Source organism: Lacticaseibacillus pantheris DSM 15945 = JCM 12539 = NBRC 106106 (assembly GCF_001311175.1).
Taxonomy (GTDB): domain Bacteria; phylum Bacillota; class Bacilli; order Lactobacillales; family Lactobacillaceae; genus Lacticaseibacillus; species Lacticaseibacillus pantheris.
Window position 1 is genome coordinate 23,977 of sequence record NZ_BBAI01000002.1, and the last position, 26,263, is coordinate 50,239.

General features: G+C 54.0%; 26 protein-coding genes, 1 tRNA gene and 3 pseudogenes. 22 read left to right on the forward strand and 8 right to left on the reverse strand.

Translation table 11 applies throughout. The features are described from left to right. Window positions 1-160: 160 nt before the first annotated feature. The 6 genes and pseudogenes from JCM12539_RS12980 (at window position 161) to JCM12539_RS01215 (ending at window position 4,440) form a co-directional block, all read left to right on the forward strand. A complete protein-coding gene (locus tag JCM12539_RS12980) occupies window positions 161-379 on the forward strand; it encodes a metallophosphoesterase family protein (protein ID WP_054648613.1) in 219 nt (72 codons plus the stop codon). Then, window positions 357-989: a metallophosphoesterase family protein gene (locus JCM12539_RS01195; protein ID WP_162203974.1), complete on the forward strand. Its 633-nt coding sequence runs from the start codon at window positions 357-359 to the stop codon at window positions 987-989. The genes JCM12539_RS12980 and JCM12539_RS01195 overlap by 23 nt, the downstream gene beginning before the upstream one ends. A 112-nt stretch (window positions 990-1,101) precedes the next feature. Continuing rightward, window positions 1,102-1,182, forward strand: a tRNA-Tyr gene (locus JCM12539_RS01200). Between the two features lie 276 nt (window positions 1,183-1,458). Beyond that, complete coding sequence (locus JCM12539_RS01205; protein WP_054648617.1) at window positions 1,459-2,727, forward strand: C40 family peptidase; 1,269 nt, start codon at window positions 1,459-1,461, stop codon at window positions 2,725-2,727. A gap of 195 nt (window positions 2,728-2,922) precedes the next feature. Then, window positions 2,923-3,723, forward strand: a complete 801-nt coding sequence (proC, locus tag JCM12539_RS01210; RefSeq protein ID WP_054648619.1) for a pyrroline-5-carboxylate reductase — start codon at window positions 2,923-2,925, stop codon at window positions 3,721-3,723. Between the two features lie 11 nt (window positions 3,724-3,734). Then, window positions 3,735-4,440: pseudogene (locus JCM12539_RS01215) on the forward strand (GntR family transcriptional regulator). Between the two features lie 83 nt (window positions 4,441-4,523). On the opposite strand, the gene JCM12539_RS01220 reads toward JCM12539_RS01215, so the two are convergent. Both JCM12539_RS01220 and JCM12539_RS01225 read right to left on the reverse strand, forming a co-directional pair. Further along, entirely contained in the window at window positions 4,524-4,754 is a 231-nt protein-coding gene (locus tag JCM12539_RS01220) for a DUF2922 domain-containing protein (RefSeq protein ID WP_054648621.1), read from the reverse strand. A 14-nt stretch (window positions 4,755-4,768) separates the two neighbouring features. Then, complete coding sequence (locus tag JCM12539_RS01225) at window positions 4,769-5,032, reverse strand: hypothetical protein (protein ID WP_054648624.1); 264 nt, start codon at window positions 5,030-5,032, stop codon at window positions 4,769-4,771. Between the two features lie 1,205 nt (window positions 5,033-6,237). On the opposite strand from JCM12539_RS01225, the gene JCM12539_RS01230 reads away from it, so the two are divergent. The 3 genes and pseudogenes from JCM12539_RS01230 to JCM12539_RS01240 all read left to right on the forward strand — a co-directional run bounded on the left by JCM12539_RS01230 (window position 6,238) and on the right by JCM12539_RS01240 (window position 9,503). Next, a complete protein-coding gene (locus JCM12539_RS01230; protein WP_054648626.1) occupies window positions 6,238-7,344 on the forward strand; it encodes a phosphomevalonate kinase in 1,107 nt (368 codons plus the stop codon). Window positions 7,345-7,726: 382 nt separating this feature from the next. Next, window positions 7,727-8,640: pseudogene (gene galU / locus JCM12539_RS01235) on the forward strand (UTP--glucose-1-phosphate uridylyltransferase GalU). A gap of 299 nt (window positions 8,641-8,939) precedes the next feature. Further along, entirely contained in the window at window positions 8,940-9,503 is a 564-nt protein-coding gene (locus JCM12539_RS01240; protein ID WP_173585382.1) for a restriction endonuclease, read from the forward strand. Here JCM12539_RS01240 and JCM12539_RS01245 read toward each other — a convergent pair. Beyond that, window positions 9,500-9,718, reverse strand: a complete 219-nt coding sequence (locus JCM12539_RS01245; RefSeq protein WP_054648630.1) for a hypothetical protein — start codon at window positions 9,716-9,718, stop codon at window positions 9,500-9,502. The two genes, JCM12539_RS01240 and JCM12539_RS01245, sit on opposite strands and share 4 nt — an antisense overlap. Window positions 9,719-9,924: 206 nt before the next feature. Between JCM12539_RS01245 and JCM12539_RS01250 the strand changes: the two are divergent. From JCM12539_RS01250 to JCM12539_RS01260, 4 genes and pseudogenes are all read left to right on the forward strand, one after another. Further along, window positions 9,925-11,105, forward strand: a pseudogene (locus JCM12539_RS01250) (thiolase family protein). Window position 11,106: 1 nt separating this feature from the next. Then, entirely contained in the window at window positions 11,107-11,478 is a 372-nt protein-coding gene (locus JCM12539_RS14450) for a hydroxymethylglutaryl-coenzyme A reductase family protein (RefSeq protein WP_162203976.1), read from the forward strand. Continuing rightward, window positions 11,475-12,347, forward strand: a complete 873-nt coding sequence (locus JCM12539_RS01255; RefSeq protein ID WP_156301964.1) for a hydroxymethylglutaryl-coenzyme A reductase family protein — start codon at window positions 11,475-11,477, stop codon at window positions 12,345-12,347. The genes JCM12539_RS14450 and JCM12539_RS01255 overlap by 4 nt, the downstream gene beginning before the upstream one ends. A 38-nt stretch (window positions 12,348-12,385) precedes the next feature. Continuing rightward, complete coding sequence (locus tag JCM12539_RS01260) at window positions 12,386-13,558, forward strand: hydroxymethylglutaryl-CoA synthase (protein ID WP_054648632.1); 1,173 nt, start codon at window positions 12,386-12,388, stop codon at window positions 13,556-13,558. An 81-nt stretch (window positions 13,559-13,639) separates the two neighbouring features. Here the strand turns inward: JCM12539_RS01260 and JCM12539_RS01265 are convergent, their stop codons facing one another. Further along, entirely contained in the window at window positions 13,640-14,113 is a 474-nt protein-coding gene (locus tag JCM12539_RS01265) for a nucleoside 2-deoxyribosyltransferase (RefSeq protein WP_054648633.1), read from the reverse strand. A 179-nt stretch (window positions 14,114-14,292) separates the two neighbouring features. Then, entirely contained in the window at window positions 14,293-15,669 is a 1,377-nt protein-coding gene (gene rlmD / locus JCM12539_RS01270) for a 23S rRNA (uracil(1939)-C(5))-methyltransferase RlmD (protein ID WP_054648636.1), read from the reverse strand. 151 nt (window positions 15,670-15,820) lie between these two features. Here rlmD and JCM12539_RS01275 point away from each other — a divergent pair, with 151 nt between their 5' ends. Beyond that, window positions 15,821-16,078 carry a hypothetical protein gene (locus JCM12539_RS01275; protein WP_054648638.1) on the forward strand — a complete coding sequence of 86 codons (258 nt, stop codon included), beginning with the start codon at window positions 15,821-15,823 and terminating at the stop codon, window positions 16,076-16,078. Between the two features lie 189 nt (window positions 16,079-16,267). On the opposite strand, the gene JCM12539_RS01280 is transcribed toward JCM12539_RS01275, so the two are convergent. Both JCM12539_RS01280 and JCM12539_RS01285 read right to left on the reverse strand, forming a co-directional pair. Continuing rightward, window positions 16,268-17,512 carry a helix-turn-helix domain-containing protein gene (locus JCM12539_RS01280; RefSeq protein WP_054648640.1) on the reverse strand — a complete coding sequence of 415 codons (1,245 nt, stop codon included), beginning with the start codon at window positions 17,510-17,512 and terminating at the stop codon, window positions 16,268-16,270. Beyond that, complete coding sequence (locus JCM12539_RS01285; protein WP_054648643.1) at window positions 17,506-17,835, reverse strand: hypothetical protein; 330 nt, start codon at window positions 17,833-17,835, stop codon at window positions 17,506-17,508. Before JCM12539_RS01285 ends, JCM12539_RS01280 begins: the two co-directional genes overlap by 7 nt. A 59-nt stretch (window positions 17,836-17,894) precedes the next feature. Here JCM12539_RS01285 and recX point away from each other — a divergent pair, with 59 nt between their 5' ends. The 5 genes from recX (at window position 17,895) to rfbB (ending at window position 23,430) form a co-directional block, all read left to right on the forward strand. Beyond that, window positions 17,895-18,701, forward strand: coding sequence for a recombination regulator RecX (gene recX / locus JCM12539_RS01290; protein ID WP_054648645.1), 807 nt, complete (start codon window positions 17,895-17,897; stop codon window positions 18,699-18,701). A 170-nt stretch (window positions 18,702-18,871) separates the two neighbouring features. Continuing rightward, window positions 18,872-19,408, forward strand: a complete 537-nt coding sequence (gene ntdP, locus JCM12539_RS01295) for a nucleoside tri-diphosphate phosphatase (RefSeq protein WP_054648646.1) — start codon at window positions 18,872-18,874, stop codon at window positions 19,406-19,408. A gap of 181 nt (window positions 19,409-19,589) precedes the next feature. After that, window positions 19,590-20,426 carry a histidinol-phosphatase HisJ gene (gene hisJ, locus JCM12539_RS01300; protein WP_054648648.1) on the forward strand — a complete coding sequence of 279 codons (837 nt, stop codon included), beginning with the start codon at window positions 19,590-19,592 and terminating at the stop codon, window positions 20,424-20,426. Window positions 20,427-21,355: 929 nt separating this feature from the next. Beyond that, complete coding sequence (locus JCM12539_RS01305) at window positions 21,356-21,874, forward strand: GyrI-like domain-containing protein (RefSeq protein ID WP_054648650.1); 519 nt, start codon at window positions 21,356-21,358, stop codon at window positions 21,872-21,874. 542 nt (window positions 21,875-22,416) lie between these two features. Next, entirely contained in the window at window positions 22,417-23,430 is a 1,014-nt protein-coding gene (gene rfbB / locus JCM12539_RS01310; protein WP_054648652.1) for a dTDP-glucose 4,6-dehydratase, read from the forward strand. 36 nt (window positions 23,431-23,466) lie between these two features. Here rfbB and JCM12539_RS01315 read toward each other — a convergent pair whose 3' ends face one another. Beyond that, entirely contained in the window at window positions 23,467-23,904 is a 438-nt protein-coding gene (locus JCM12539_RS01315) for a GNAT family N-acetyltransferase (protein WP_054648654.1), read from the reverse strand. A gap of 204 nt (window positions 23,905-24,108) precedes the next feature. Between JCM12539_RS01315 and JCM12539_RS01320 the strand changes: the two genes are divergently transcribed. From JCM12539_RS01320 to JCM12539_RS01330, 3 genes are all read left to right on the forward strand, one after another. Then, window positions 24,109-24,876 (forward strand): tyrosine-protein phosphatase, encoded by a 768-nt coding sequence (locus JCM12539_RS01320; protein ID WP_054648813.1) that lies wholly within the window; start codon window positions 24,109-24,111, stop codon window positions 24,874-24,876. Window positions 24,877-25,058: 182 nt separating this feature from the next. After that, window positions 25,059-25,424, forward strand: coding sequence for a hypothetical protein (locus JCM12539_RS01325; protein ID WP_156301965.1), 366 nt, complete (start codon window positions 25,059-25,061; stop codon window positions 25,422-25,424). A gap of 7 nt (window positions 25,425-25,431) precedes the next feature. Next, window positions 25,432-26,169 (forward strand): hypothetical protein, encoded by a 738-nt coding sequence (locus JCM12539_RS01330; RefSeq protein ID WP_156301966.1) that lies wholly within the window; start codon window positions 25,432-25,434, stop codon window positions 26,167-26,169. Window positions 26,170-26,263 lie beyond the last annotated feature (94 nt).

Genomic DNA, 26,263 nt, shown 5'->3' on the forward strand with positions numbered 1-26,263 from the left:
ATGGTTTTTTTGAAAAGTTGGGGATGATGCTTGTAAATTTGATGCTGTCTCACTTTTGAGGGAGGAATTTCGCACTTAGCGGTGATAAGGATTAATATCTTTGTTTTGAAAGGGTATAATTACAAATATACATTGCTGGATTAAGGGTAGGGTGAGTTACTTGCGCATCGCGATTAGTTCTGACAACCACTTTGATATTAATCACGTAAACGCTGATGACGTGGTGGCGCCCCAGGTGCGTTATTTGCGTGAGCAGGGTGTAGCCCTCTACGTGAACACTGGGGATACATACAATGACTTTCGGAAGACCCGCAAGTATTTTCACACGCTCCAGTCGGTTGCGGGTGATAGTTTTGATGTGCGTTTTTTTAGCGGGTAACCACGACATGCTGCGGGGAGCTGACTATAAGACCATTCAGGGATTGCAGGATCCACTTTACCTCCATGAGCGTTCGTTTGTACCGCCAGCTTCGCCAGAAACGGTGATTGTGGGAAATAACGGCTGGTATGATTACAGCTTTGTGGGCCCCGATGCAGTTATTCATCCGGAGTATTATTGGCACTGGAAAAAGGCGTTCTGGGTGGACAGTACCATTGATCAGCCAGGGAGTGACCAGGAACGCATGGAACACGAATTGGGTTATATGCGGATCTTTTTACGCGCACACGTGCAAACCGGGCAGAAGGTTCTATTTGTAAGCCATTTTGTGCCGGAAGTGCGGCTACTGCCACCGGCCATGTTACGCGACCCCAAAGGTGAAAAGCTGGCGGCAATGCTCGGGAGTCAGCGGATGGGTGAATTGTTACAAGAATTTCACGTTGATGCGGCTGCGTTTGGTCACTGGCACCGGCGGGATGAACCGCGAACGATTGGCAGCACGACCTTTTACCACCGTCCAGTGGGTTATGGCACCAAGCGACGTGCCGAGTGGGTTACGGATGATTTCATGACGGAGTGGCAAAATAGCCTCACGGTGATTGATTTGTAGCGGTCAAAGTTTAAGATTGACCAGATGGACCATAAAATAATCGAATAACGTTGACACTACCTTAAGGAATTCGTTAGAATGTTTTTGTTCCTTGCAAAATAGCATAGGTATTGGGGGATTAGCGAAGAGGCTAAACGCGACGGTCTGTAAAACCGTTCCTTCGGGTTCCTAGGTTCGAATCCTAGATCCCCCATCACGACGTTTAGCGCCGGTACGTGACCACGTATCGGCGTTTTCGTCACCTTTGCTGGTAGCATAAATGCCGCTATTGCGGAACAGTTGTTGGGTGGTATGTTCACGATAGTGTCACAGTTGCAACAAAGTTTAGAAACATGTGACGAGAGTGTAATTTTTCGTCCCGGGTTCTGTAACATGCCTGTAACGTGGCCGCGTTATCATTGCCATAATCGTTAAAGAGTAAATATTGTTTTTTTAAAAAGTTGCAAAAATATCTAGGAGGACATAATTTATGACTAAAGCTAACAGCGTCAAGAAAAACCTACTCTCAGTGGCAACACTTAGTGCCCTGGGCTTGACGGCCTTTGGTGCCGCTAGTGTCAGCAAGACTGCGGACGTATCGGCCGCAACTGACAAGACATACACCGTTAAGAGTGGTGACACGCTAAGCCAGATTGCCGTTGACCAGAACACTACGGTGAAGAAGTTGGTTAGTGACAACAAGATTGCCGACGCTAACTTCATTCTGCCAGGTCAGACTTTGCAGTTGGCCTCCACTGCCGCTACGGCAACTGAAGCAGCTGCTAAGGGTTCATCCGCTACGGGTACATACACGGTCAAAGCCGGTGACACGCTTTCCGCGATTGCCAGTGCTAACGGCGTGACCGTTGCTCAACTGGTTGCTGCCAACAACATCAGCAACCCGAACTTCATTCTCGTTGGCCAGCAGCTGACTTTGTCCGCGACGAGCGTAGCATCTAGTGCCGCTAGTTCTGCTACACCGTCTGCTACTAGCAGCGTAGCCTCTAGCGCGGTTTCGTCCGCTACTAGCAGCGCAGCTAGTGAAGAAGCTACGACGACCACAACCACTACTGACTATGCTGCTAGTTCTGAAGCTGCTGCGTCATCTGCTGCTGCTTCCAGTGCCGCCGCTAGTGCCGAGGCTGCTAGTCTAGCTGCTGCATCGAGCGCAGCCGCATCTTCAGCTGCTGCTGCAAGTCAGGCGGCTGCGAACACCGCAGCATCCACGACTCCTGCTAGCTCCGCAGTTGCCACTACCCAGCAGACTGCCACCACGCCGTCATCCGCTCCTGCTAGCTCGCAGGCCGCTGCAACGCAGACGTCAACGACTAACACGGCAAGCACGACGACCAACACAACCACAACGACGACCACGAACACGTCTTCGAGTCGTGCCGCTAAGGTCCAAGCTGTGATCAACGTTGCTGAGCAACAGTTGGGTGTACCGTACGTTTGGGGTGGTAAGACCCCAGCTGGGTTTGATTGCTCCGGCTTGGTTTACTACGCCTTTGCTAATGGTGCTGGTATGAACGTTGGTGGTTACACCGTCGCTCAGGAGAGCGCCGGGACCCGCGTTTCAATTAGTCAGTTGCAGCCAGGGGACATCGTCTTCTGGGGTGCCGCTGGTGCTACTTACCACGACGCAATTTACATTGGCAACAACCAGTACATTGCCGCACCACAGACTGGTGACGTGGTTAAGATCCAAACCATCAGCAGTTACTTCCAGCCAAGCTTTGGTGTTCACGTTAACATGTAATTTACCGTACATTATGTACGTTCAGGGTACTCTTCCTTCGGGAGGGGTACCCTTTTTGGTATGGTTAATACCCATCAATGACCAAATCAATGGCAGTCATTGCCAACACTAATGCTGGCCGTTGACAGTGCCGGTGTTTTTCGCTAGTCTAATAATAATTGGTCTAGGTATTAATGCCTAGTGGGAGGAAATTTTATGCAAATTGGGTTTATCGGTGTGGGCAACATGGCCCGTGCCATTATTGACGGTTTGGTTGCGGCCAAAGCAGTTACTGGTAGTGATCTCCATTTACATAGCGGACACCTCGAGCATTACCAGGCGTACGCAGAATCACTGGGCGCGCAAATTGAGACTGATAATAGTGCAGTAGTGGCCAACAGTGACGTCGTCTTTCTCGCTGTCAAGCCCAAAATGGTTGATGCCGTACTGACTGAGGTGCATTCAGCATTTACGGCCAGTCCGACCTACTTAGTCTCCATGGTTTCCGGAATTGATTTGGCTAGTTTGCGCCAGATTGCTGGCTCCACCCAACCTATGTTGCGCATCATGCCCAACCTCAACGTCGCCATTGGTGCAGGCATGACTGCGTACGCCCCGAACCCCGCGGCGGCAACTAGCGATGTCACCAACAGTGTGGTGGGGTTGCTGGCCCGTATTGGTGGTACCGTGGAGCTACCTGAGGACGACTTTGCCACCTTTGTGGGGCTGGCCGGCTCCTCCCCCGCCTTTGTGTACGAGTTTATCGACGCAATGGCGAGTGTGGGGGTTAAGTATGGCTTGACCAAAAAAGTAGCCGTACAAATCGCCGCGCAGGCCGTTGCGGGTAGTGCAGAGCTGGTTCTCGCTCGTGATTCGTCGCCGTCCGACCTGGCCGATGCGGTTGCTAGCCCGGGTGGTACAACTATCCGCGGTATGTTGGCAATGCAGGCGGCTGGCTTCAAGAACGCTGTCGTGGCAGGCTTGGACGCGACTATTGCAATGGATAAGGGCGAATAGGGGATAACACAATGCAGTCACCAGTTTATATTCAGATTCATAACCGCATTAAAAAAAGACATCGAGGACGGTCGCTGGCAGGTCGGCGATCGCATTCCGGCTGAACGTGAGTTGGCGGTTACCTTCTCGGTTTCCCGCATGACTTTGCGTCAGGCCGTTCAAACGTTAGTCGACGAGGGTATCCTGGAGCGGCGCGTTGGTGCGGGTACGTTTGTTGCCAGCCAGAAGGTGCAGGAGCGCATGAGCGGCGTCACCAGTTTTACGGACGTCATGCTGGCTCAGGGGAAGCGGCCGTCCAGCCGTACGGTGAGCTACCACATCACTAACCCCTCACTCTCAGAGGTTGAACAGTTGGGGCTCAAGGACGGTCAGCAGGTGCTACGTATGGAGCGTGTCCGGTATGGCGATGAGGTGCCCATTTGTTTTGAGGTAGCGGCTATTCCGCTAGACCTGATTCAGGGATTCAATAAATCCGAAGTCACGCGGTCCCTGTACCACGTGCTGGAGACCAAGGGTGGCTACAAACTCGGTGGTGCACAACAAAAAGTCTCTGCCGTGACGGCAAGCGAGCGGATTGCCAAGTATCTTGACGTTAAGCGCGGGGATGCTATCCTGCGATTACGGCAGGTGTCCTTTTTGGGGGATGGGCGTCCGTTTGAATATGTGCGGACGCAGTATGTAGGCGGTCGGTTCGAGTTCGTTTTGGACCGGAAGTAGAGCCGAGCGAGCGGCAATGGATGCAAAACGCGCTCCGACCATTTGGCCGGAGCGCGTCCTTGTCTTATCGACTTAGTCCTAGGTTATGCGGTGGGTTCAGCTACCCAGATGTCTTCGCTCGTGGTATCAATCATCCGGGCGGACACTGGTGTTGCGTACTGCTTCACACCCTCGCGGTAAAACTGGTCTGAATCAATCAACGCGGTCATGAACTTCTGGGCGGCGTCGGCGCTTAAATCACCGGAATAGGCGGATAGGCGCAAAGTTTTGGACTTATTTGCAGCGGTCTTAAAGGTAAATGATAGGCTACGCATGGCAGTTCCTCCTGTTATTGGTTGTTGCCGGCGGTGGTTTGGTCATTACCGTCGGTTGTAGTGGCATCCGCAGAGACTGCGGACTCAACGTTGACGCTAATATCCGCCAATTCTAATTCTGGGTAGAGGGCGGCGAAGGCTGCACCCAGCGTACTGAGCGCGGGTGTATCAGCGTTCTCTGTCAGGTAATCAATGCGGTGCGTGACGGGTTGGGCGTCCGCATCCTGGGGGTTAATCAGCGTGAAGGTTACGCTGGCGTTGCTAAACTTTTGGGCCATATTGGCACACTCCTTTTGGGCTGGTTAATGGGTTGCGGCATGGCCAAACACCTTGGGCATACCGTAACCCGTTGACCGCCATTTTTGTTGGTAAGGGCTGGCCAGCTGCTTACGAACCCAACAAATGGAGTAACTCCTGCGAAGTGTGCGCAGGGGGTGGCGGTTTGGCTCCGTGGGATGTGGTGGACCTCTACACGGTGGCCGCTACCGGTGGCTGGTCGTACTGGCGCGGTGGCTCCGGTTGAGCGGCTGGTTCATGCGACCGGTGCTGTGAGCCTCACGCTCTCGCCCGTACCGGGCTACCGCGAATTGCCGTAGCCCGAGCAAAAACCAGCTCGGTCTAGCCAATTTGATTCTGTAAGTCATAACTAACAGTAGGCGCTAAAGCACCAACTGTTAGTAATTCCAACAGAACTACGGGCATACAGCGGTCGCATGAACCAGCCGCTCAACCTCCACCACCACGCCAGTACGACCAACTGTAGATGGCCATTGTTACGTTCAGAGGTCTATCATAATCCAAAGGTCAGATGGCAGATCGCATCTAGACGATGCTATACCGCACGTTTGCAAGAATGGTGAAACCTGTAACATTCACTAATTTAGCTGTATAACGTATGGGGCAAATAACTAGAGACTACGAACTATCGGGAACCCGTGGGTGGACTTCGGGACGGAGACGTGGTTGGCACAGTAGCGTGAGGCCGCGTCGGTTGGGTCGGTGAGCGGAGGCGTGTGGGGTCGGAATGGTAACCACTGCCGGGGAACACAGTCAGTTTGCGCTTTAGCGCTTACTGACTGATTCTCGCAGGAATGGCGAAGCAGTCCGAGAGCTCCATTGGCTTTAGCCATTAGAACGCGACGAATTTCTAGACTGGCCGGTGGTTTTCCGGGCAGGCTAGAAATCGCGGCGGAAACACGCCCGCACTTGGCGGGTTGGAGCCTTCGCCCTAGCAGTGGATTACCATGGAGTGCCCCACGAAAGCCGCAGCTCCCCGGTCCGACCGACGCTGCCGGCTCCACTGTCCAACAATGTAGTAGCCACGGGGGTGCGCATTGCAAAAATAATTGTCCATGATAAAATAGTTCAGTATGTCTGACTTTAAGGAATTGATAAATACGGGAAATGTAAATTTCAAAGTACCACGAGTGGTCTATACTGGCGAACGTGGATACATATCTGATATTTGTGGGGGTAACTGGTAGTGATAACAGCAAAGGCGCCGGGTAAATTGTACATTGCGGGGGAATATGCAGTGGTCGAAACCGGACACCCGGCCATCGTCGTGGCGATTGACCAGTTTGTGACGGTTTCAGTTGGGGCAACAACCGGCTATGGCAGTATCGTTTCGAAACAATACCAAGAAAATTCGATTTACTGGCAACGTGTAGGTGACGAGATCGTCTTTGACGACCGTGACAACCCGTTCCATTACATCCTGTCGGCAATCCGTTTGACCGAAAAGTATGCGCGGGAGATGGGCCACCCGTTGGCGTTGTATGATTTAAAGGTTGACTCAGACCTTGATTCTGAAGACGGCAAAAAGTATGGGTTGGGTAGCTCTGCTGCTGTCACCGTCGCGACGGTCAAGGCGTTAAATCAGTTCTACGGCCTAAAAATGACGGCCGACCAAGTCTATAAACTGTCGGCCATTGCTCACCTCGATGTTCAGGGCAATGGTTCCTTGGGTGACATTGCCGCTTCAGTCTACGGTGGTTGGGTTGCCTATCGCTCCTTTGACAAACAGTGGTTAGCCGCCGCGCGCCGGCAGCACACCATCACGGAATTGTTAAACCGTGATTGGCCACAATTGGATATTGAGCTGTTGACCGCTCCGGCCAACATGCAGCTGCTGATTGGTTGGACCGGATCGCCGGCTTCAACCGCTCACCTCGTTGACCGGATTGCAGATTCGCAAACCACGACCAACAAAGAAACTGATTACCAGAATTTTTTACAGCAAAGTGATGCGATTCTTGAGCGGATTATTGCCGGGTTCCGTGCCGGCGACCTGGCCGCCATTCAACAGGGCATTCGCGATAATCAGGATGCACTTAACTATTTGACCCAGTTTTCCGGGGTGGAAATTGAAACGCCTGTCCTACTGCAGCTTCGGCAGATTGCCGAGCGGTTCGGCGGTGCGGCTAAATCCTCCGGTGCCGGTGGCGGCGACTGTGGCATCGCGCTAATTGATACGACGGTTGACGTGGCGCCTTTGCTTGCTTCCTGGACGTCCGTGGGGATTGAGCCACTAAATTTATGCGTGCACGAGTCCGACCCTAATCAGGTGGCGCAGCACGTAGCCAGTTAACCACCACGCTTAACATGCATGTTGGTTGACGGTCCTAACAATTGGATTTGACACTTATCATTGGTCCAGCAGGGATCTCGCAAAGTCGGGGTGCCTGCTGGACCATTTTTTTTGCAATTCTAAAATTGACCGTTAGCACGTTTTTTTTCTGAATCTAACCTGCAGCCATGTTTAGCAGAACATTGTTTCCAAAACGGTGCTGATGCAGTTGTTGTGTGTGTTGACAGGCATCGTGACGGCGGTTAATAGTTAATGAAAGTGATGAAAGCATGGCCTCATAGGTGATGATTTAGTGAAGAACCTTGTTTTACCCCAGGTCAATCGAGTATGATTAATTTATCAAATCGTTTTCATCGACATGGTGTACATAAGGAGAGTAGATATGCAAAGAGTTCGTAAAGCAATTATTCCTGCTGCGGGTTTGGGTACTCGTTTCCTGCCGGCGACTAAGGCATTGGCCAAAGAAATGTTGCCCATCGTGGACAAGCCAACCATTCAGTTTATCGTTGAGGAGGCCAAGCTTCCGGAATTGAGGACATTCTGATTGTTGAAGGCAAGCAGAAGCGTTCCATCGAGGACCACTTTGACTCCGCACCGGAACTGGAACAAAACTTGGCGGCTAAGCACAAGGATCGCCTGTTGGACATGGTTAAGTCCACGACTGACATCGGTGTGAACCTGTTCTTCGTGCGTCAGCCATACCCGAATGGTCTGGGCGATGCCGTACGTTTGGCTAAGTCCTTCGTTGCTGACGAGCCGTTCGTGGTGATGCTTGGCGACGACTTGATGAGTGACAAGGTACCGTTGACCAAGCAATTGATTAACGAGTACGAGGACACCCACAGCTCCATTCTCGCCGTTAAGCGCGTTCCTCACGAAGAGGTTTCTGCGTACGGCGTTATTGACCCTAGCGACGAGGTTAAGCCTGGGCTGTTCAACGTGAGCCGTTTTGTCGAAAAGCCGGCCGTTGAGGATGCACCTAGCGATTTGGCCATCATTGGTCGTTACCTGCTGACACCAGAAATCTTTGGCATCCTGGACAACCTGAAGCCTGGTAAGGGTGGCGAAGTTCAGTTGACTGACGCCATCGACAAGCTGAACGAAACCCAGCGCGTCTTTGCCCACGAGTTTACTGGTGACCGTTACGACGTAGGTAACAAGTTTGGCTTCGTCCAGACTACCATTGAGTACGGCCTGACACACCCAGAGGTGAAGGACAAGTTGCGTCCATACCTGGAAGAACTCGGCAAGCGCCTGCTGGCCGACGATAAGGGTGCCAAGGCACCGAAGAAGTAATCATCAAAATAGCACAGCCCCGGCTCCCGTCACGATTTGTATCGTAGTGATGGTTGCCGGGGCTGTTTTGGTGTGTATTTGGTTAGTGAAACCATTAAAAATCGCACGTGCACATGGCCGCAAACCGTACATTCTGCTAACCTTAAGTGTAACGAAACGGGTTGCGCAAGGCAGAAAGCGCCGCCTAAGCAACTACCACCAAAAGCCCAAGTGCGGGCCTTTCGGTGGTAGTTACTTAGGCTCTGCTTTCTAAACGCCTTGCTCCACCCTCTAAACGAGGTACAAACATGTTAGGGTTATTGAAGCGGGTACTCCACCGGTTAGTGCAGTTATTGTGGGTACTCATGGTGGTTGCGTTGGTATACAGTCTGTGGGCTCGGGATATGGTGCCAAAGTCTTGGCACGCTATTTGTGATCCCACCGCCTTTGTGGTGATTTGCCTGTTTACCGTCAGTGTTGGCGTATGGGTGTTCTGGCACCATTTCCGGTTTCGCGACATCACCATGGCGCACGTCGACGCGATGGACGGGTTGGAGTTTGAAAATTTCTGCGCGTTCTTGCTGAAGCGCAACGGGTATACGCGGATTCAGCAAACCAAGGGTAGCGGTGATCAGGGTGTGGACGTAATTGCCACCAAGAAGGGTATTAAGTTTGGGGTGCAGTGCAAACGCTACAACGGCTTTGTGGGTAATCACGCCGTCCAGGAAGTCTGGAGCGGCAAGGAGTACTACCAGCTTGACCAGGCGGTGGTGCTGACCAACAGCACCTTCTCGGACGCGGCCAATGACTTGGCCACCCAGTTGGGGGTAACCCTGATTGACCGGGAAGGGTTGCGGAAGCTCATGAAGCGGCTGCCCAGTTAGTGCAACACGATTGCGCCGTCCTGGAATGCAAAGCCGAAGATGGGCACCAGCTGGTCGTCCACCTGAGCGTACACCGTGCACCGGCGTAATGCGGGTGCCTGCGTCAACATAATTAGTTCCCAACGCTTGAGGGCGTGGGCTGGTGCTGGCGCGGTGGTCAGCACTAACTGGTCAGGGGTATCGGGGTCGGTAGGGGCCACGCCGGTTACCCGCAACGGTTGCTCCGCGCTATGCATCCAGATGGTGGTATTTTGGTTGAGGTCAGCATGAGGCTAGTAGGTCGATAACGCGCATACTGAGCGCTCCTTTCGTAGAACCTTAAGGCTTTGCAAAGTATATACGCTAGCCCAGTTTGGTCTGATAAAATAGAAATCACGGAACATTATAAGTCTGAACGAATAATAATGAATGGTGGCATAAGATGACAGAAGTTGTAATTGCGGGTGCAGTACGCACACCTATCGGTAAGTTTGGCGGGGAACTATCTAGTAAGAGTGCCGTTGAATTAGGCGTCGTTGCGGCGCAAGCGGCCATTGATCGGGCTGGGCTCCAACCAGACCAAGTTAACCGCGCCATCTTTGGTAACGTGTATCAGGCCAACAACGGACAGAATGTGGCCCGCCAGGTTGCGTTGAACAGCGGCATGGCCCACAGTAGCACGGCGATGACCGTCAACGAAGTGTGTGGTTCCGGGCTCCAGGCAATTCACCTAGGAGCTGCCGCCATCCAAATGGGTGAAGCGGACGTTGTGCTTGTTGGTGGCACCGAGAGCATGAGTAACGTACCGTTTTACGCGCCCCAGATGCGTTGGGGGCACGTTTTAGGTAACGCCCAGTTCACTGATGGGCTACTCAAAGACGGCCTGCTGGACGCCTTTTCCGGGCACCACATGGTATTACCGCGGAGAATGTTGCCTCGCAGTACAACATTAGCCGCGAGGACCAGGACAGCTTTGCCCTTGCATCCCACCAAAAGGCCGTCGCGGCACAGGAGGCTGGTCGCTTTGAGGCCGAAATCGTGCCCGTCACCGTGCACCAGAAGAAGGGTGACGTGGTGGTGACGACGGACGAGGCACCACGTCCTGATACCAGTTTAACTAAGCTGGCCCGTCTGCGTCCAGCGTTCCAGGACGGCGGTACTGTCACTGCCGGCAATGCGAGTGGATTGAACGACGGGGCATCCGCCATGCTGCTGATGAGCAAAGAGACTGCTGAGAGGCTAGGGGTGACTTACCAAGCCGTGATTGACGACTTTGCGGAAGTGGGCGTCGACCCCGAATTGATGGGTTACTCACCTAAGTACGTGGTGAAGCAGCTGTTGCAACGTGCTGACGTTCAGGTGAACGCAATCGACCGTTACGAGATTAACGAGGCCTTTGCGGCTCAAAGTGTTGCGGTCGTGCGGGACCTGGGCTTAGATGACGCGCGGGTCAATGTGAATGGTGGGGCCGTGGCTTTGGGCCACCCGCTCGGCGCGTCGGGCGCACGCATTGTGACGACGCTCATTCATGACCTGCAACAGGCCGACGCGACGACGGGTATTGCCGCACTGTGTATTGGCGGCGGTCTGGGCATGGGTTTACGGTTGCACCGAGAGGCGTAGGATGAAAAAGTTTTACCAGTTGACGCGTGAGGAGCGCGTCCGGGCCCTGGTGGACTCGGGGATGTTGACCGCGGGCGATGCGGAGTTACTACTCGCGGATGCGCCCTTGCCACAGGCCACGGCGGACCACCTGACCGAAAATCAAATTGGCCAGTTTCCGTTGCCCATGGGTCTAGTGCGAGGGCTACGGGTTAATGGCATCACGCACGATGTGGCGTTGGTGGGCGAGGAACCAAGCGTGGTAGCGGCGGCCAACAACGGGGCGCGGATGGCGCTCGCTGGCGGCGGTGTGACCGTGCAAGTGCCGCCACACCGGGTAGCGGCCGAGGTCGTCTTTGCGGATCTCCCTGACACTCCCAACGCGTCCGCTTGATTCGAGCGCAGACGGCGGATATCAAAGCTGCGGCGGCAGCCGCCCACCCGTCGATTGTGCGTCGTGGCGGCGGGTTACAAACGGTGACGGTTACCACCGTGGACGACTTCGTGAAGGTCACCCTGGTGGTTGACCCGCAACAGGCAATGGGCGCCAATATTGTTAACACCATTGCTGAGCGGGTGGGCGTACTGATCGGTGGGTGGCTACACCAGCAGCCACTGATTAGTATTCTCAGTAACTACAGCGATGATGCGGTGGTTGCGCGCGTGGACCTGCCGGTTGAGGCGGTTGCTACGCGGCATGCTGACGGGGCGACGGTTGCAAAACTGATTGCCCGCACCAGCGACTTTGCCCTACTCGATATTGATCGGGCTACCACCAATAATAAGGGCGTGATGAACGGTATCGCGGCCGCCACCATTGCCTTGGGAAACGACTACCGGGCTGTGGAAGCCGGCGCGCACGCGTACGCTGCTCGGACGGGCCGTTACCTGCCCCTGACGCGGTGGTGGGTGGCGGAGTCACGCCTCCATGGTGAGTTGGCCGTCCCCCTCAAGTTGGGCGTCGTCGGTGGTGCCGTGGGTGCATTACACCGTGCGGGTCTTGCGCAACGGTTGGCAGGCATTAAGACCGTTGCGGACGCGCAGTCCATTTTGGCGGCGTTGGGTTTGGTGCAAAACCTCGCCGCGATTCGCGCGCTGGTTGGCCCGGGGATTCAAGCCGGACACATGCACCTACAGGCTGGTGCGTTGGCCGTAGCGGCCGGTGCAGTGGGCGCCGAGGTTGCCTTATTGACCCAGCAGCTACAGGACGGCGATAAAACGATTGCGCGGGCGCAAAGCCTACTGCACCAAATGCGTCAGTAAAAGTTAATGTAAACAAATGAAGAGGAGCGTAACACACAATGCAAATTGGGATTGATCGTTTGGGCATGTACAGCCCACATTTCTTTGTTGACCTGAAGGACCTGGCTGAGGCTCGCGGGGTAGACCCAAATAAGTTCATCATTGGGATTGGTCAAAGTGAACAGGCAGTTGCCCCGAGCAGCGAGGACGTTGTAACGATGGGTGCGAACGCTGCTGCTGAGTTTATTGATGACATTGATACCAGCAAAGTTGGCTTGGTGATCCTGGGAACGGAAACGGGCATTGACGCCAGCAAGTCTGGGGCCGTGATCATCCAGCGGCTATTGGGTTTGCCAGAGTGGGTGCGTACCTACGAGATTAAGCAGGCCTGCTACGGCGGAACGGCAGGATTAATGACTGCACGTGATTACGTGGCAGCGCACCCCGACAAGACGGCATTGGTGATTGCGGCCGATATTGCGCGGTACGGTTTGAACAGCGGCGGTGAAGTGACCCAAGGCGCTGGAGCAGTTGCAATGCTGATCAGTGCTAATCCGGCCATCATGACCATTAATGATGACTCCGTCTTCATGAGTCGCGACATCATGGACTTTTGGCGGCCAGTATACACCGACCTGGCCTTAGCGAAGGGTAAGTATTCCACGGAGCAGTACATTAAGTTCTTTGATGACGTTTGGGCCCGTTACCAGCAGCAAACAGGACTGACTCTGGATGACTTTGCGGCGGTTAACTTCCACCTGCCATACACCAAGATGGGGTTGAAGGCTTTCTGGACCGCGTTACCCGAGGTAAGTGAGGACAAGCAGACGGCACTGCTCGATGCCTACCAGGAATCCACTGTCTACAGTCGGCGGATTGGTAACATCTATACGGGCTCGTTGTACCTGGGATTGGTTAGCCTGCTGGAAAACGACGGACACGTGCAGGCGGGTGACCGTTTGGGGATGTTCTCGTACGGCTCCGGCGCGGTCGGTGAATTCTTTAGTGGTGAGTTGCAGGAGGGCTTTGCGCGGTTCCTCCACGCGGACGCGCACCGGGAGTACCTGGACAGCCGGCAGCGACTATCCGTTGCGGAGTATGAGCGCGTGTTTAACAACAAAGTGCCTTACTCGGCGGACGATTATTCGGCCGACCCACAATATCTTAGCGGTCGTTATGTGTTGACGGGCGTAGAGAATCAGGAACGGCAGTACGAAGAACGTCCGGAGTAGCGGACTAACTCCATAATAGACACAAAGCGGGAGCAACATCGAACGTGATGTTGGCTCCCGCTTTGTGCGTTCATAACAGTTTTAGTTGCGGCCCGCCACTGCTTCGACTAGTTCGTCGACCGACGTGACGATTTCACCGTTGAGCTTGATTAATCCGGTGGTGTAGAGGTTCATGTAGTGGAACTGGTTTTCCGCTACCTCTTGCAGTGCGTCCAGCTTTTGCTGGTTGGTGGCACCCAGACGTCGGCTGTCGGTGTACAGACCGATGACGGGAATCCCCTTAGCGTAAGCCACACCAATCTCGGATGCGACGCCGGCATCAATGGTGATGCCGTCAAGCACCGCAATGACCAGGTCACTGGCGACCAGCTCATCGGTATCGGCGTGCGCAATCATTTTGGAGTTGGCGTAGGCCTCTTTGTCATTAATACTGTCGTTTTCCTGCGGTAGGTAAATGTCGAGGCCGGTTACGTCGGCCCTCAGGCGCGCGACAATTTTCGCGTTAAAATCAAAGTCAGCCTGGCTGAATAGGCCATTGGCAAAGTAGATTTTCATTTTCTTTCTCCTGTGTGAGTTACTGGGAATAATTAGCGTTAGCGACTTATGCTCTAATTTCTAAGCGGCCGGGTCCGCTCTCTAAAACGAGCTCCGCCCCGCAGAAACTTGCACATAACCCACTTTGACAATGAAGCCAAGCCCAGGCTTCACTGTCAAAGCGAGTTATGTTTCAGTTTCTACCCGCGGGGTCTCCGCTCTCTAAACACCGTTATCGCCTCACACCTTGCCGTCTGTGGGAACATGTCGATTGACTGGATATACTCCACCTGGTATGCCTGCGTGAGCTTCGTTAAGTCGCGCGCTAACGTTGATGGGTTACAACTGATGTACACAAATTTTTTTCGGCCGCGCTTCAGTAGCGCAGGGATAAAGTTGCCTTCCAAACCCGTGCGGGGCGGATCCACAATCACCGCGTCCGGTCTGAAGCCTTCCTCCAGCCAGCGTGGGAATACGTCTTCCGCTTTGCCGACCTCGTATTGCACGTTCTTGATGCCGTTGCGCTCCGCATTCGCCCGCGCGTCGTCAATCGCCGCCGGAATGGTATCCATCCCCCGAACCGTGGCCGCCGTATGCGCCATGCTTAATCCGAGCGTCCCGACACCGCAGTAGGCGTCGACCAAAGTTTCGTGCGGGGCCAAATCCAAAGCGGTTAATGCCTCTTGGTACAACCGGGTCGTTTGCATAGGGTTCAACTGCAGGAATGCCTGTGGCGACAGCAAGAAGTCCATACCGTTAAGTCGTTCCGTAATGTACTGTTCACCCGCCAGCAACTTTGTCTCCGGACCCCACACCAACGTCGTGCGGCCGGGATTAACGTTTTGGTTGACGCTCACTACCGCGGGCAGGTCCTGCGCGATGCGGGCCAAAATGCGACCCTTGCCCGGTAACTTGGCGGAGTTAGTGATAAACGTCACCTGGATTTCGCCGGTAGCGACCGATGCGCGGACCGCTAGAGTCTTCACAATACCGCTGTTGTGGCCCTCATCGTAGATTGGCGTCCCTAAGTCTTCCATTATTTGGCAAAGCTCGTTAATGGTAGCCGACACGACGGGCATCTGCGTGGCAAAGTCGCTCAGTGGGACTAGGTCGTGGCTGCCAGGAGCGTAGAGTCCTGCCCGCACGTGGCCATCAACCACCCGTACCTGGAACTGAGCCTTGTTGCGGTAATGCAGCGGTTGCGGCGCGCCAATGGTTGGGCGCACATCGTAGTGCTCGTAACCGCGTGGACGGTAACGTTCTAACGACTGGCGGATGACGTCCGTTTTAAAACGTAATTGCGCCGGGTAGGCGAGGGCTCCGAGCTCAATGCCGCCTACTTTGCCATACAGTGGGTCAACCGGCTGTACCCGCTCTGGTGATTGTTTACGAATTCGGTGCACCCGCGCGTCAATGTAGCGCTCATGGTCCTGCGTGACCTCAGCCACGACCACTTCATCCGGTAGGGCACCCGGAACAAAGGTAATCTTCCGTTTGTAGTAGCCGATGCCGGCCCCGTTGATATCAAGTCGCTTAATGGTGAGGGGAAAGCGTGTCCCCGCTGGTATTTGATCCATATTTTCCTCCGTTTGTATTCCTCGCCATTATAGCAAATTAGCCGGGTAAAATCTGTCCGGGGGTGGGTATTTAGAGCCGTGGTTGGTATAATGAAAGCAGATTCGTGGCGGACGGCGTACCCGTACGTCGAACGCAAAAGGGGAAAATAACATGAAAATCACGTACACAAACCAGTCAGCACCACGGGTGATTGCGACCGTATGGCACAACGGCGAAGCGCACACCTTACACGACAATGACAGTATTGACTTGGATGTCCACCGTGGCGATCAGGTTGAATACCGGGTTGGCCGCATGACGCGACGTACGCCAATTCATTTTCAAGCGACCGACGCTAAGTTTGTCATCGAAGCTGACCGCGTGTTCCAGATGATTTTCTTTGGCATCATCTTTGCCTCATCCTCCTAGCCTACGTGCTGCACTGGCTCGATAATTACTTTGTGGCCCTGGCGGGGCTCATTATCATGGTGGTGGCGTACGAAGGAATTGTGTTCTTTCGGGGTTTCCGGGCGCGGCCAGTGCACTAAAAAAATCCAGCAATGCAAAGATGCCATCACCAACGCCTGTGAGCGTGATGATGGCATCTTTATACTCTGGTTATTTAGGCCCGTCGCACGTAATGGCGGCGGCCTTGTCGTCGGCGAGTTTGCCCACGCGTTCCAGAATGTGGAGCAAATCCGTATCCTCAGAGCGGTTACCCCAGTATATGATGGTCGGTTGGTGGTCGCCCACCGGTACGGTCGCGTGGGTCAGCGCGTAGACCCGATCGTAGTGGTCGATTGAACACAGGATGACGTCCGGTGGTACAGGGCTGTTAGGCGGTAGGACCTTGATGACGGCAAAGCTGTTCAGGAAACCGATAATGTCCTTGTTCAGAAATGATTCGCTTTCGAGTTCAACCCGCACTTTCAGTGGCTCGACCGTTTTGAACATGGGCAGGATGGGGGCCATCGTGGTGAACACCGATTCCTCGATGCCTTGGGCCAGCCGAACAAAAACGTGTTCCGGTTCGTCTTTGGGGATACTCATGATACTGGCATGGATGGCATCAAGTAGTTGCTGGTACTGCTTCATCTGGTAGCGATTCTCACTGAAATCTGAAACCTTGACGACGGGAGCCTCGAGGACGTAGTAGTTGAGCACGGCCTTGTACATGTTGGTTTCAACGACCTGGTTAGATAGGAAAACGTCGCGCTGCTGCGCCGACAATAACTGGGCAATACATTCGCGCAGCTGATGGACCAGGCTGGCAACCGGATTGGGAAAGCTTTGCATGTATTCACAATATTCCCGGTTGATGGCGCGGTTATCGGTGGCTAACGTTGGTAGGTTAGTCCAGAAAAAGTAGGCGGTCAGGCGGGCCCGACGCGTTTCGTCCTCGGACAATTCCGGGAAAAATTTCGGTGTGATGTTCATGGTGGGGATGGGATCCCGCCGGCTGAAAATGGTGATTAGGCGTGGATTAAGGCGGTTAACGTGTCCCTGCCGCATGCGCAGCGCCACGGTGGCGATGTCAATCAGTGCTCTGCGCGTGGGCATGGTGTGTGCCGGGAACCCCTTCCCAGGTTCGGCCGAATTGGTAGCGTTGTACATAGCAATTGTTTCGGCCTCGTCGGGATTGGTAAACGGCCACGGACCGCCACGGTAGCCCTGACTGAAAAATTCGTGCATCATAAACACGATGCGCAGTTCTTCGCCGGTTACGCGCCCCAGCGTCATATCGATGTCGATGTTGTGTTCCTGGAGGTACTCGCGGAACGGTGCAATCAACCGCTTGAGGGTGCGCAGTGTGATATTGTGGACCGCACAGAATTCCTTGGTATCGACTCCGTCATTCAGCAAGCTGGCACTGAAAAACTGGAAGCTGGTCGATTTGCGGAGTAAAAAAAAAATTGGTATTGGTCTACGTCCACATCCGCGGACATCATGGCAAATTCAGGTTCCTTATCACTGGCGGGTTGCTTGCCGGTGAGGGTGACCAGGTCGCTCAGGATGGAACGAAACGCCTTGTACGTTTGCGCGTACCCCATACCCACGATGAGGCTGAGTTTGTTGACGGTAAAGTTGGCCGCGTCGAACGACTTAATGATTTTAAACAGGCGGAAGCTTTGCTCACTCTGTTTATTAAAAAAAGTAATCTCTAAACATGGGCGACCCTCCTGCATCAGTCTTTGCAGTTATTGTAACATTGGCGTAGACAACAGTAAAAAGGTTGGTGGATAATATGGCAGTAATTACGGCGGTTACCCCGCAAAAGCGGCGCGGCTACTATAACATTTTTCTTGACGGTAAATTTGCCTTTGGGGTCAGTGAGGACACGTTGGTGCGCTTCCGACTCATTAAGGGGGCCGAGCTGGATGATGTGCAGACGGCCCACGTTCAGGCTGAGGACGCGTTATCGCGTGCAACCAGCGTCGCGGTGACGTACTTGAGCCACCAGTCGCGGACGGCCAAGGAGGTGCATGACCGCCTGGTCGACGAGGAGATTCCTGAAGGCGCGATTGCGACGGTGGTGGCACGCTTGCAGGAGCGTGGGTACATTAATGATGCTAACTATGCGCAGTACTTTGTAGACGACAACGTGACGATGGGTGACCGGGGTCCGCGGCAGTTAACCGCTAAGTTACGGCAGAAGGGCATTAGCGCCGATTTGGTGGATAACGCTGTGGCGGAGTACACGCCAGAGCAGCGGTTAGCTGTTGGTACGCGCGTTGCTCAGCGTGTGGTGCGGCACGGGACGCGCAAGTCGCACGTAGCGTTAGTGCGCAGCCTGAAGACAACTTTGATGCAAAAGGGGTTCGATGGGGATGACATCGATCGGATTATCGCTACGGCCGCCCCAGAACGTGATGAGGAACAAGAAAACGATTTGTTGCTCACCACGGCACGCAAAGTGTGGCGCCAAAAGCACCGGTACACGGGTCGTGAACGGCGTATGAAGGTCAAGCAGGCGCTGGTGCGTAAGGGCTTTGGTTATGACCTGATTGACAATATTCTGGATGACATTGAGGCAGAGGACGATGATGAGTAGTGGGGGCAAACTTTGTTAGTAGTGGTTCACGTGTTGTCACTGGTGACACACTGACTTTTTCCCAGAAACCCTTTGAAGTTTGGTACAATCTATATGATATATAGGCAATGTGTGCAGTAACTAGAATTACGCCCGCACACAGCGAGTAGATTAGAAAGTAGGTTAGCCAAATGCAGATTCCCAAGGAGGGTGACTACGTAGCAATTAAGAGCTACAAGCATGACGGTAGTTTACACCGTACCTGGCGTGACACGATGGTGTTGAAGACGAGCGATGACGCAATCATTGGCTGCAACGACCACACGTTGGTCACTGAAAGCGACGGCCGTCGGTGGGTTACGCGCGAACCGGCAGTGCTCTTCTTTCACCGCCACTTTTGGTTCAACGTGATTGCGATGATTCGCGATAACGGGGTGAGCTACTACTGTAACTTGGCCTCACCGATGACCATTGATCAGGAGGCCCTTAAGTACATCGATTACGATCTGGACGTCAAGGTTTTTCCGGACGGTGACAAGCGGTTGCTTGATGTGGATGAATATGAGGCCCACAGTAAGTTGTGGGGGTACCCCAAGACCACCGACCGGATTTTGAAGGCTAACGTGAATACGTTAGTGGATTGGATTGACCACGGTAAGGGCCCGTTTTCGCAGGCGTACATCAACCTGTGGTATGAACGTTATCAGCAGCTAGCACACCGTGAATAGTGTTGCGGCTTCAAAGGTTGCGCCGGTAGTTCCGAGAAGGGATTACCGGCGCAACCTTTTTGCGGCCGTTGAACTGCAATTTTAAATAACGTAAGAATTTGTGACATTTTTAATATAGTCGGTGGTTGATTACCATTTTGGTTTACACTACTCGCTAATATGTATACGAGGGGGTACGCAGATGCTCAAAATTGATGGGCACACGCATACGCAATTTTCACCGCAAAGTCACGATGAAGATGCCGAACTAATGATTCAACGGGCCATTGCCATGGGCTTTAAGGAGTACGCCATGATGGAGCGGGCACCTTTGCCGGCGGAGTTTGCGGACCAGTTTGGTGGCAACACTGAATTGAGGCAGTTAGCCGCAATGTCAATGGATCAGGTGCCGCAGTACCTCGAGTACGCCCAGTCTTTGCAAAGAAAGTATGCGCACCAGTTGCGTATCCACGTTGGCTTTGAAGTGGATTACCTGCCGGGACTGGAAGGGTGGACGATCAACTTCCTCAATGAGGTGGGCCCGCTAACTGATAACAACATACTGGCACTACACTACCTGCGCGGGCGGGACGGCAAGTTGTGGGAGTTGGATACTACGCCGGACGATTTTGCTACCGGTTTTGGTGACATGTTGCAATTTCCGGAACACTTATTCAAGTCGTACTATTCTACGCTGTTGCACGCTGTTCATGCCGATTTGGGTGTTTACACACCGCGATGTGTGGGCCAGATGGGGTTGGTGCGGCAATTTCAGGATTACTTTGGTCTACCGCGGACACTCACTCGCGATTGCGAGTACCTCGTAATACGTGTGTTGCACGCGATGCACGCTCGGGGTGCTAGCCTGGAGGTCGGCGTTGCGGGACTGTACCAGGAGTTCAATAACGAACTGTATCCGTTACCGTGGGTTATTGACCGTGCACGCCGTATGGGCGTCCCACTGGTTTATGGCTCGGACGCGCACAATGTCCACGAAGTCGGTCGAGGCTACTACGCCGTCGAAGCGTTGCTGGAGTAGCGCGTCGACGGCAGCGTAGGCCGGACCGGCGAGCTACGGCTTAGTGGGGCGCTCCATGGTAACGGGCTGGAGGGGCACGAACTCGCGGGTGGGGTTTGAAACTGCGGCTTACGTGTCCTGCGCCGTGATTGCTATACCCGCACGCTCCGGCCGTACCGGCCTCCCACGAAGTTTCTAGCCCGAGGAAACCACTCGGTCTATAAACTTTGCCGCCCTACGTCGCTTCGCTTCTAGGGCGCTCCGGGGCCACAGCAACCACGTCTCCGGACACGACACCTCCGTTCCAAACCCCACCCGCGGGTTCCCGATAATTCGTGGACTCTAATCCCAGTAGTCTTGATTTCCTACTCAATCATCCCCCAACTGGACGGGTACTGGCATGGACGTTACTAGTCATCTGAGTAAGCACTTCGAATTTGTCTACAATCGTTCTAACGTTTGAATTGTAACCTGTGAACTGCCCTGTGAATCTACCTGTGACCTTCTATCGTTGGTCGTACTGGCGTGGTGGTGGAGGTTGAGCGGCTGGCCCCCGCGACGGCTGTATACCCGTAGTTCTGTTTGAATTACTGCTAGTAGTGCGTCAGCACGTACTGGCAGTTATGAATTACAGAATCAAATTGGCTAGACCGAGTGGTTTTCTCGGGCTACGGCAATTCGCGGTAGCCCGGAACGGGCGTGAGCGTGAGGCTCACAGCTCCGGTCACGGGGGGCAGCCGCTCAACCGGAACCGCAACGCCAGTACTACCAGCCAATATTAGCGGTCACCGTGGAGCGGCCCACAAAGTCGCAGCACCCCGCAGCACCCCCACCGGCCAGAACCGCCACTGAACCATCACTGAACCGTCACACAAAGTTTAACCCACTGATGGTTGCCTCTGTGATACACTAAGAAACGAAGTATCGATCACAAGTATGGGGGCACAAGAATGAAAGAGTTCGCACAAATCCCGGCACAGCGTGTCGTGGGGCGTGTTTTCACCGAATCATCGGCTGACGAAAACGGCAGCTTTGAATCGGCGTGGGATGAATTTAACGAGGCGGGGCACTTCAAAGCCCTCGACCCACTAGCAGACGTGCCAAACCGGACCAGCGTCATCGTCTTTTCACCCTATGGTTCGATGCAGTACTGGATTGGTAGCGTCATCCCAGAATCGGCCAACGTTCCCAATGGTTATCAGGTGCTGAACCTGCCCGCCGCCACGGGTGCCGTCGCCGACAAAGACGTAAAGGGCATGATGACCAGTTTGCCGTTGGCCACCACGTATAATGAAGGCCTCGCCACTTTGGAAAAGGCGGGTTACCAACTACCTGAACACATTGGCCAGACCGACACACCGTACTACCTAGAACGTTACGATTTGAACAATCAGGGTGTCGCCCAGCGGGTGGAGTACACAATATACGCACGGCCGGACCAGCTCGAGGGCTTTGATGATATTGAATAGCATTAAAATTTGTTAAACAGCGGCACGAAAAAGTCATTAAAAAGCCGGCTACCATTCACGTGGTAGCCGGCTTTTGCGCACAACTCTTGGTCATAATGACATCATAGTTAAATGCAAGCATTGTTAATCGACAGATATTTGTTAAGGGGGTCGTTTAATTGTTAATGACGATGACACGAGTTGGCGTTGCACTCGGAATAATTGGTAGTGTGGTGTTAGGTACTGCGTTGGCGCATCAGCATCAGCGCAAAGTTGCGGTGGTGCCCGCAACCAACAAGCGTTAAAAACGAGTCGCCCCCCCGCAGAAACCGCCGTATAAGCAAACCCAAACAAGAATCCAAGTGCGGGATTCTCGTCTGGATTAACTTATACTCTGGTTTCTAACCGCGGGGTTCCACTCTCTGAAAATACGTACTTTCTGGAGCGTTAGCTTGAAGGCTGATGCTCTTTTTGTGTACCGGACCGACTTTGACGGCGATTGCCTTGTTCTACCAAGATGATTAGCTGATAATGGTAGCAAAAGCAAAGGGGGTGACGAAAGTATGCGTTTGTTAGTGACCGGTGGCGCGGGTTTTATCGGTAGCAACTTTGTCCGGTACGTCCTCGCACACGCGCCGACCGTGCGCATCGTGGTACTCGATAAATTGACCTACGCGGGTAATCGGGCCAACCTCGCCAGCCTCCCGGCGAATCGCTGCCAGCTGGTGGTGGGGGACATTGCCGACGCCCCGCTAGTTGACCGTCTGGTTGCTCAGAGTGATATGGTGATTAACCTGGCTGCGGAAAGCCATAATGACCGGGCGTTGGCGGACCCGCAACCATTTATTGACACCAATATTAATGGAACCTATACGTTGCTTGAGGCGGTGCGGCGGCATCGCGTGCGCTTCCATCAGGTCTCAACCGACGAGGTGTACGGTGATCTCCCCCTGCGGACGGATTTGGCGGACCCGCAGCACGCCGACACGTTTTCCGTGGAGTCACTGTACAACCCGTCGAGTCCGTACTCGGCTAGCAAAGGTGCTGCTGACCTCTTAGTGCGGGCCTGGGTCCGCTCCTTTGGCATTCAGGCAACCATTTCCAACTGCTCCAATAATTACGGTCCGTACCAACACGTCGAGAAGTTCATTCCCCGGCAGATTACTAACATTCTGACTGGTCGGCGTCCCGTATTGTATGGCGATGGTCGCAACGTGCGGGATTGGATTCACGTGCAGGATCATGTCGCCGCACTGTGGATGATTCTGCAACATGGGCGCGTGGGCGCGACGTACTTGGTGGGTGCGCACTGCGAACTGTCTAACCGGGACGTACTGGCGGCGATTCTCGACCGAATGGGGCGCCCAGCCGACGACTTTGAGTTGGTGGCCGACCGTCCGGGCCATGACCGGCGGTACGCGCTGGACAACAGTCTGTTGGTGAATGAGTTAGGCTGGCGGCCCCGCCACAGCGACTTTGCTCAGGGGCTCGACGATAACATCGCCTGGTACCGTCAGCATCAAGACTGGTGGTCCGGTAGCAAAGACGCCACGGAGGCCGAATACGGACGTCAATAAAACCCCAGCCGTGGCGAACGACTGGGGCGATGTGGATTATAAGTCGAGGTACATCTCGCGGTGGGGGATGCCCGCGTCCATGAATTCAGGGCGATCCGCAAAGTTGTAACCCAAAGCGGTGTAGAAGCCGGTTGCGTGCACCTGGGCGTCCAGGCGTAGCTGCTGGATGCCGTTGGCCCGGGCGTAATCACGCGCGGCATCCATAATCACGCGGCCGAGGCCGGTACCCCGGGCAGCTTTGCGTACCGCCACCCGCTGGACGTGAAGGCCGTACTCGGCGGGTAATAGGCGCAAAGTTGCTAACGGTTCGGCGTCGTCACCGTACACCACGATGTATAGGCAACGGCCCTCGTCATCGTCGACCTCCAAGTCGACGGGAACGTGCTGTTCAGCGACAAAGACTTCCTCCCGAATCTGCACGGAGTCTTGGTGAATGGTGCTGTTTAAATCCGTAGTATACTTAATGGTGGTCATTTTTCTTCTCCTACCGGCTAAATTGGTGTTAGGGCTACTCTAGCAACCAACCCGAGTAAAAGCAAGAACTTAAACTTTGTTGTCATCATCTTGCTGCGGCCGTGGGTTGTGGTAATTTATGGTAGGGTATTAAGTGACCCAGATACGTGGCGGCTTAACGCCATGCTGGCAACATTGCACCCCAAAGAATGTGAGGAACCAAAATTGATTGATGTACATAGCCATTTGTTACCGGGTATCGATGATGGCTCGGAAAACATGGAAATTTCCTTATCCCTTGCCCAGGACGCGGTGCGCGACGGCATTACGCACGCGCTCATGACACCGCACCACATGAACGGTCGGTTTACCAACCATCCGGCCGACGTCATCCGGTTAACGGATGAGTTTCAACACGAACTGGACCAACAAGGGATTCCTTTGACCGTCTTTCCTTCGCAAGAGGTACGCATTAACGGCGACCTCCTGACTGCGTGGGATAATCAGGACCTGATGACGACGGACGAGGGGGGGCACTACATGTTACTGGAATTTCCGCACGATGCGGTGCCGACTTTCACCGATGACATGGTCTTTCAGTTGGAGCAGCGCGGGGTCACGCCCGTCTTTGTCCATCCGGAACGGAACGAGGACCTGATGGCGCATCCGGAAAAGCTGTTTGAGCTCATTCAAAAGGGTGCTTATGCCCAAATTACGGCTAGTTCTTACGTTGGCACCTTTGGTAAAAAGGTGGAGCGGTTCGCGGAAGACATCATTGACCACGGTCTCGGCCACATGCTGGCGTCAGACGCACACCACATTAAGAATCGGGACTACGAAATGAGTGCGGCGTTTAAAAAGTTGATCGGTGCTTACGGTAATGATGTCGGCAAAATGTTCGATGACAACGCTAAGGCCATCGTTAACGGCGATCCGGTGCACCGGGTAGCGGAGACGCCCATCAAGAAGAAACGCTTCTTCCCGGCATACTAAGAGCAAGGATAGTGGTCAAGCCAGTGTACCCGGCGAGGCCACTTTTTTTTACGCCACAAGTGGGCCATATTAGTGTGGACTGTATACCTTCTACGTGGCAGGGTGTAAAATTTAACTAACGATTGACCAATTATCTGCGTCGGGTTGGGCCGACGTCATGAGCAAAAGCGGGGGTAAACGCAGTGCGAAAATGGTTGCGATATTTAACGGTGGGCATGGTGATGCTCGCGGCGGCGATGGTTTTGGGCGGATGTGGTCAAGGCGAAGCTACGTCCACAACGGCCAAGAACACACACACGGATGCTGCAGTTGTGCGTCTCGATCAGGCGGTCGACAAGCTGTTTAGTAACGATCAGCACAATTTACCCGCGGACAAGTTAACCGACAAGCAAATTCAGGCGGCGCACACGTTGTACAATAAGGCGGTTGCGCGCGGTAGTAAGTTAACTAACGCCGACGTGAAGTTAGTGAACCGGGCTGACCGGGACATTAGTAAGGCCAAACATTTTTTTTGCGGTGACCAGCGGCCTAAAAGACGCGTTGGGTGACAGCCAGGTGATTGTGCCTGACTACAACGCGGATAATTTGGTTGCTGCCTGGGGGGATGTGTCTTCCTACAGCGTCTTTGTCACGAAGTATGGTGACCAAATGAAGCTGGTCAATCAGGAAGTTGCTGCCGTGAAGCTAGTGCAGAAGCTGTACGACGGAACGCTAGGTGATGTGACCAATAGTAACGGTACCGAGAGCAAGAACTACTCGGTTAAAAGTAACGTGACGGCCGACGCCATCGCGGCAGCCAAAAAGGCGGTCAATGCCGTTAAGGTTGATGCGTTCAAGACCCGGTACATGAAGTACGTTGACGCGGCTCAGGATGCGGTTGATGCCGCGGCTGATAGTAGCAGTGCAGCCGCCACAAGTAGTAGCGCCGACGCCACTGATGCGTCGAGTAGCAGTTCCGACGACAATGCCAATGCCACGAGTAGTAGTGGGACTACCGGTAATTCTGGTAGCAGTGGCTCTGGTAATTCTGGATACAGTTCCGGGTACAACTCTGGTTACAGCTCTAGCTATGGCACTGGCGGTGGTAGTGGCAGTAGTTATACCGGATCTGGTAACAGTGGTTCTCAAGGATCGACGAGCTCGGATGGCGGTAATACGTCCGGTTCGACGGGCGGTACCGACAGCGGTAGTACTGGTGGTAGTGGCGAATCTGACACTACCGGCGCTGGCGCTAGCAGCAACAGTTCTAGTGATGACGCGCAGTATACCGGTAACTGGAGCGGCGGCATTTAATAGTGTGGATGGAAGCGTCGGGCCTGGTGTTCGGCGCTTTTCTATTTGCCTTCCTGTTTGTAGTGATATCAGCAAGTTGGTTTAGGTGTTAGCT

Coding starts and splice junctions, on each gene's coding strand:
- JCM12539_RS01315 (WP_054648654.1), bottom strand. CDS start 23,904: ATGACCACCATTAAGTATACTACGGATTTAAACAGCACCATTCACCAA.
- JCM12539_RS01285 (WP_054648643.1), bottom strand. CDS start 17,835: ATGCAGGAGGGTCGCCCATGTTTAGAGATTACTTTTTTTAATAAACAG.
- JCM12539_RS01305 (WP_054648650.1), top strand. CDS start 21,356: ATGAAAGAGTTCGCACAAATCCCGGCACAGCGTGTCGTGGGGCGTGTT.
- rfbB (WP_054648652.1), top strand. CDS start 22,417: ATGCGTTTGTTAGTGACCGGTGGCGCGGGTTTTATCGGTAGCAACTTT.
- proC (WP_054648619.1), top strand. CDS start 2,923: ATGCAAATTGGGTTTATCGGTGTGGGCAACATGGCCCGTGCCATTATT.
- JCM12539_RS01195 (WP_162203974.1), top strand. CDS start 357: ATGTGCGTTTTTTTAGCGGGTAACCACGACATGCTGCGGGGAGCTGAC.
- JCM12539_RS01225 (WP_054648624.1), bottom strand. CDS start 5,032: ATGGCCCAAAAGTTTAGCAACGCCAGCGTAACCTTCACGCTGATTAAC.
- JCM12539_RS01265 (WP_054648633.1), bottom strand. CDS start 14,113: ATGAAAATCTACTTTGCCAATGGCCTATTCAGCCAGGCTGACTTTGAT.
- JCM12539_RS01275 (WP_054648638.1), top strand. CDS start 15,821: ATGAAAATCACGTACACAAACCAGTCAGCACCACGGGTGATTGCGACC.
- JCM12539_RS01220 (WP_054648621.1), bottom strand. CDS start 4,754: ATGCGTAGCCTATCATTTACCTTTAAGACCGCTGCAAATAAGTCCAAA.
- JCM12539_RS01260 (WP_054648632.1), top strand. CDS start 12,386: ATGCAAATTGGGATTGATCGTTTGGGCATGTACAGCCCACATTTCTTT.
- rlmD (WP_054648636.1), bottom strand. CDS start 15,669: ATGGATCAAATACCAGCGGGGACACGCTTTCCCCTCACCATTAAGCGA.
- hisJ (WP_054648648.1), top strand. CDS start 19,590: ATGCTCAAAATTGATGGGCACACGCATACGCAATTTTCACCGCAAAGT.
- recX (WP_054648645.1), top strand. CDS start 17,895: ATGGCAGTAATTACGGCGGTTACCCCGCAAAAGCGGCGCGGCTACTAT.
- JCM12539_RS14450 (WP_162203976.1), top strand. CDS start 11,107: ATGAAAAAGTTTTACCAGTTGACGCGTGAGGAGCGCGTCCGGGCCCTG.
- JCM12539_RS01205 (WP_054648617.1), top strand. CDS start 1,459: ATGACTAAAGCTAACAGCGTCAAGAAAAACCTACTCTCAGTGGCAACA.
- ntdP (WP_054648646.1), top strand. CDS start 18,872: ATGCAGATTCCCAAGGAGGGTGACTACGTAGCAATTAAGAGCTACAAG.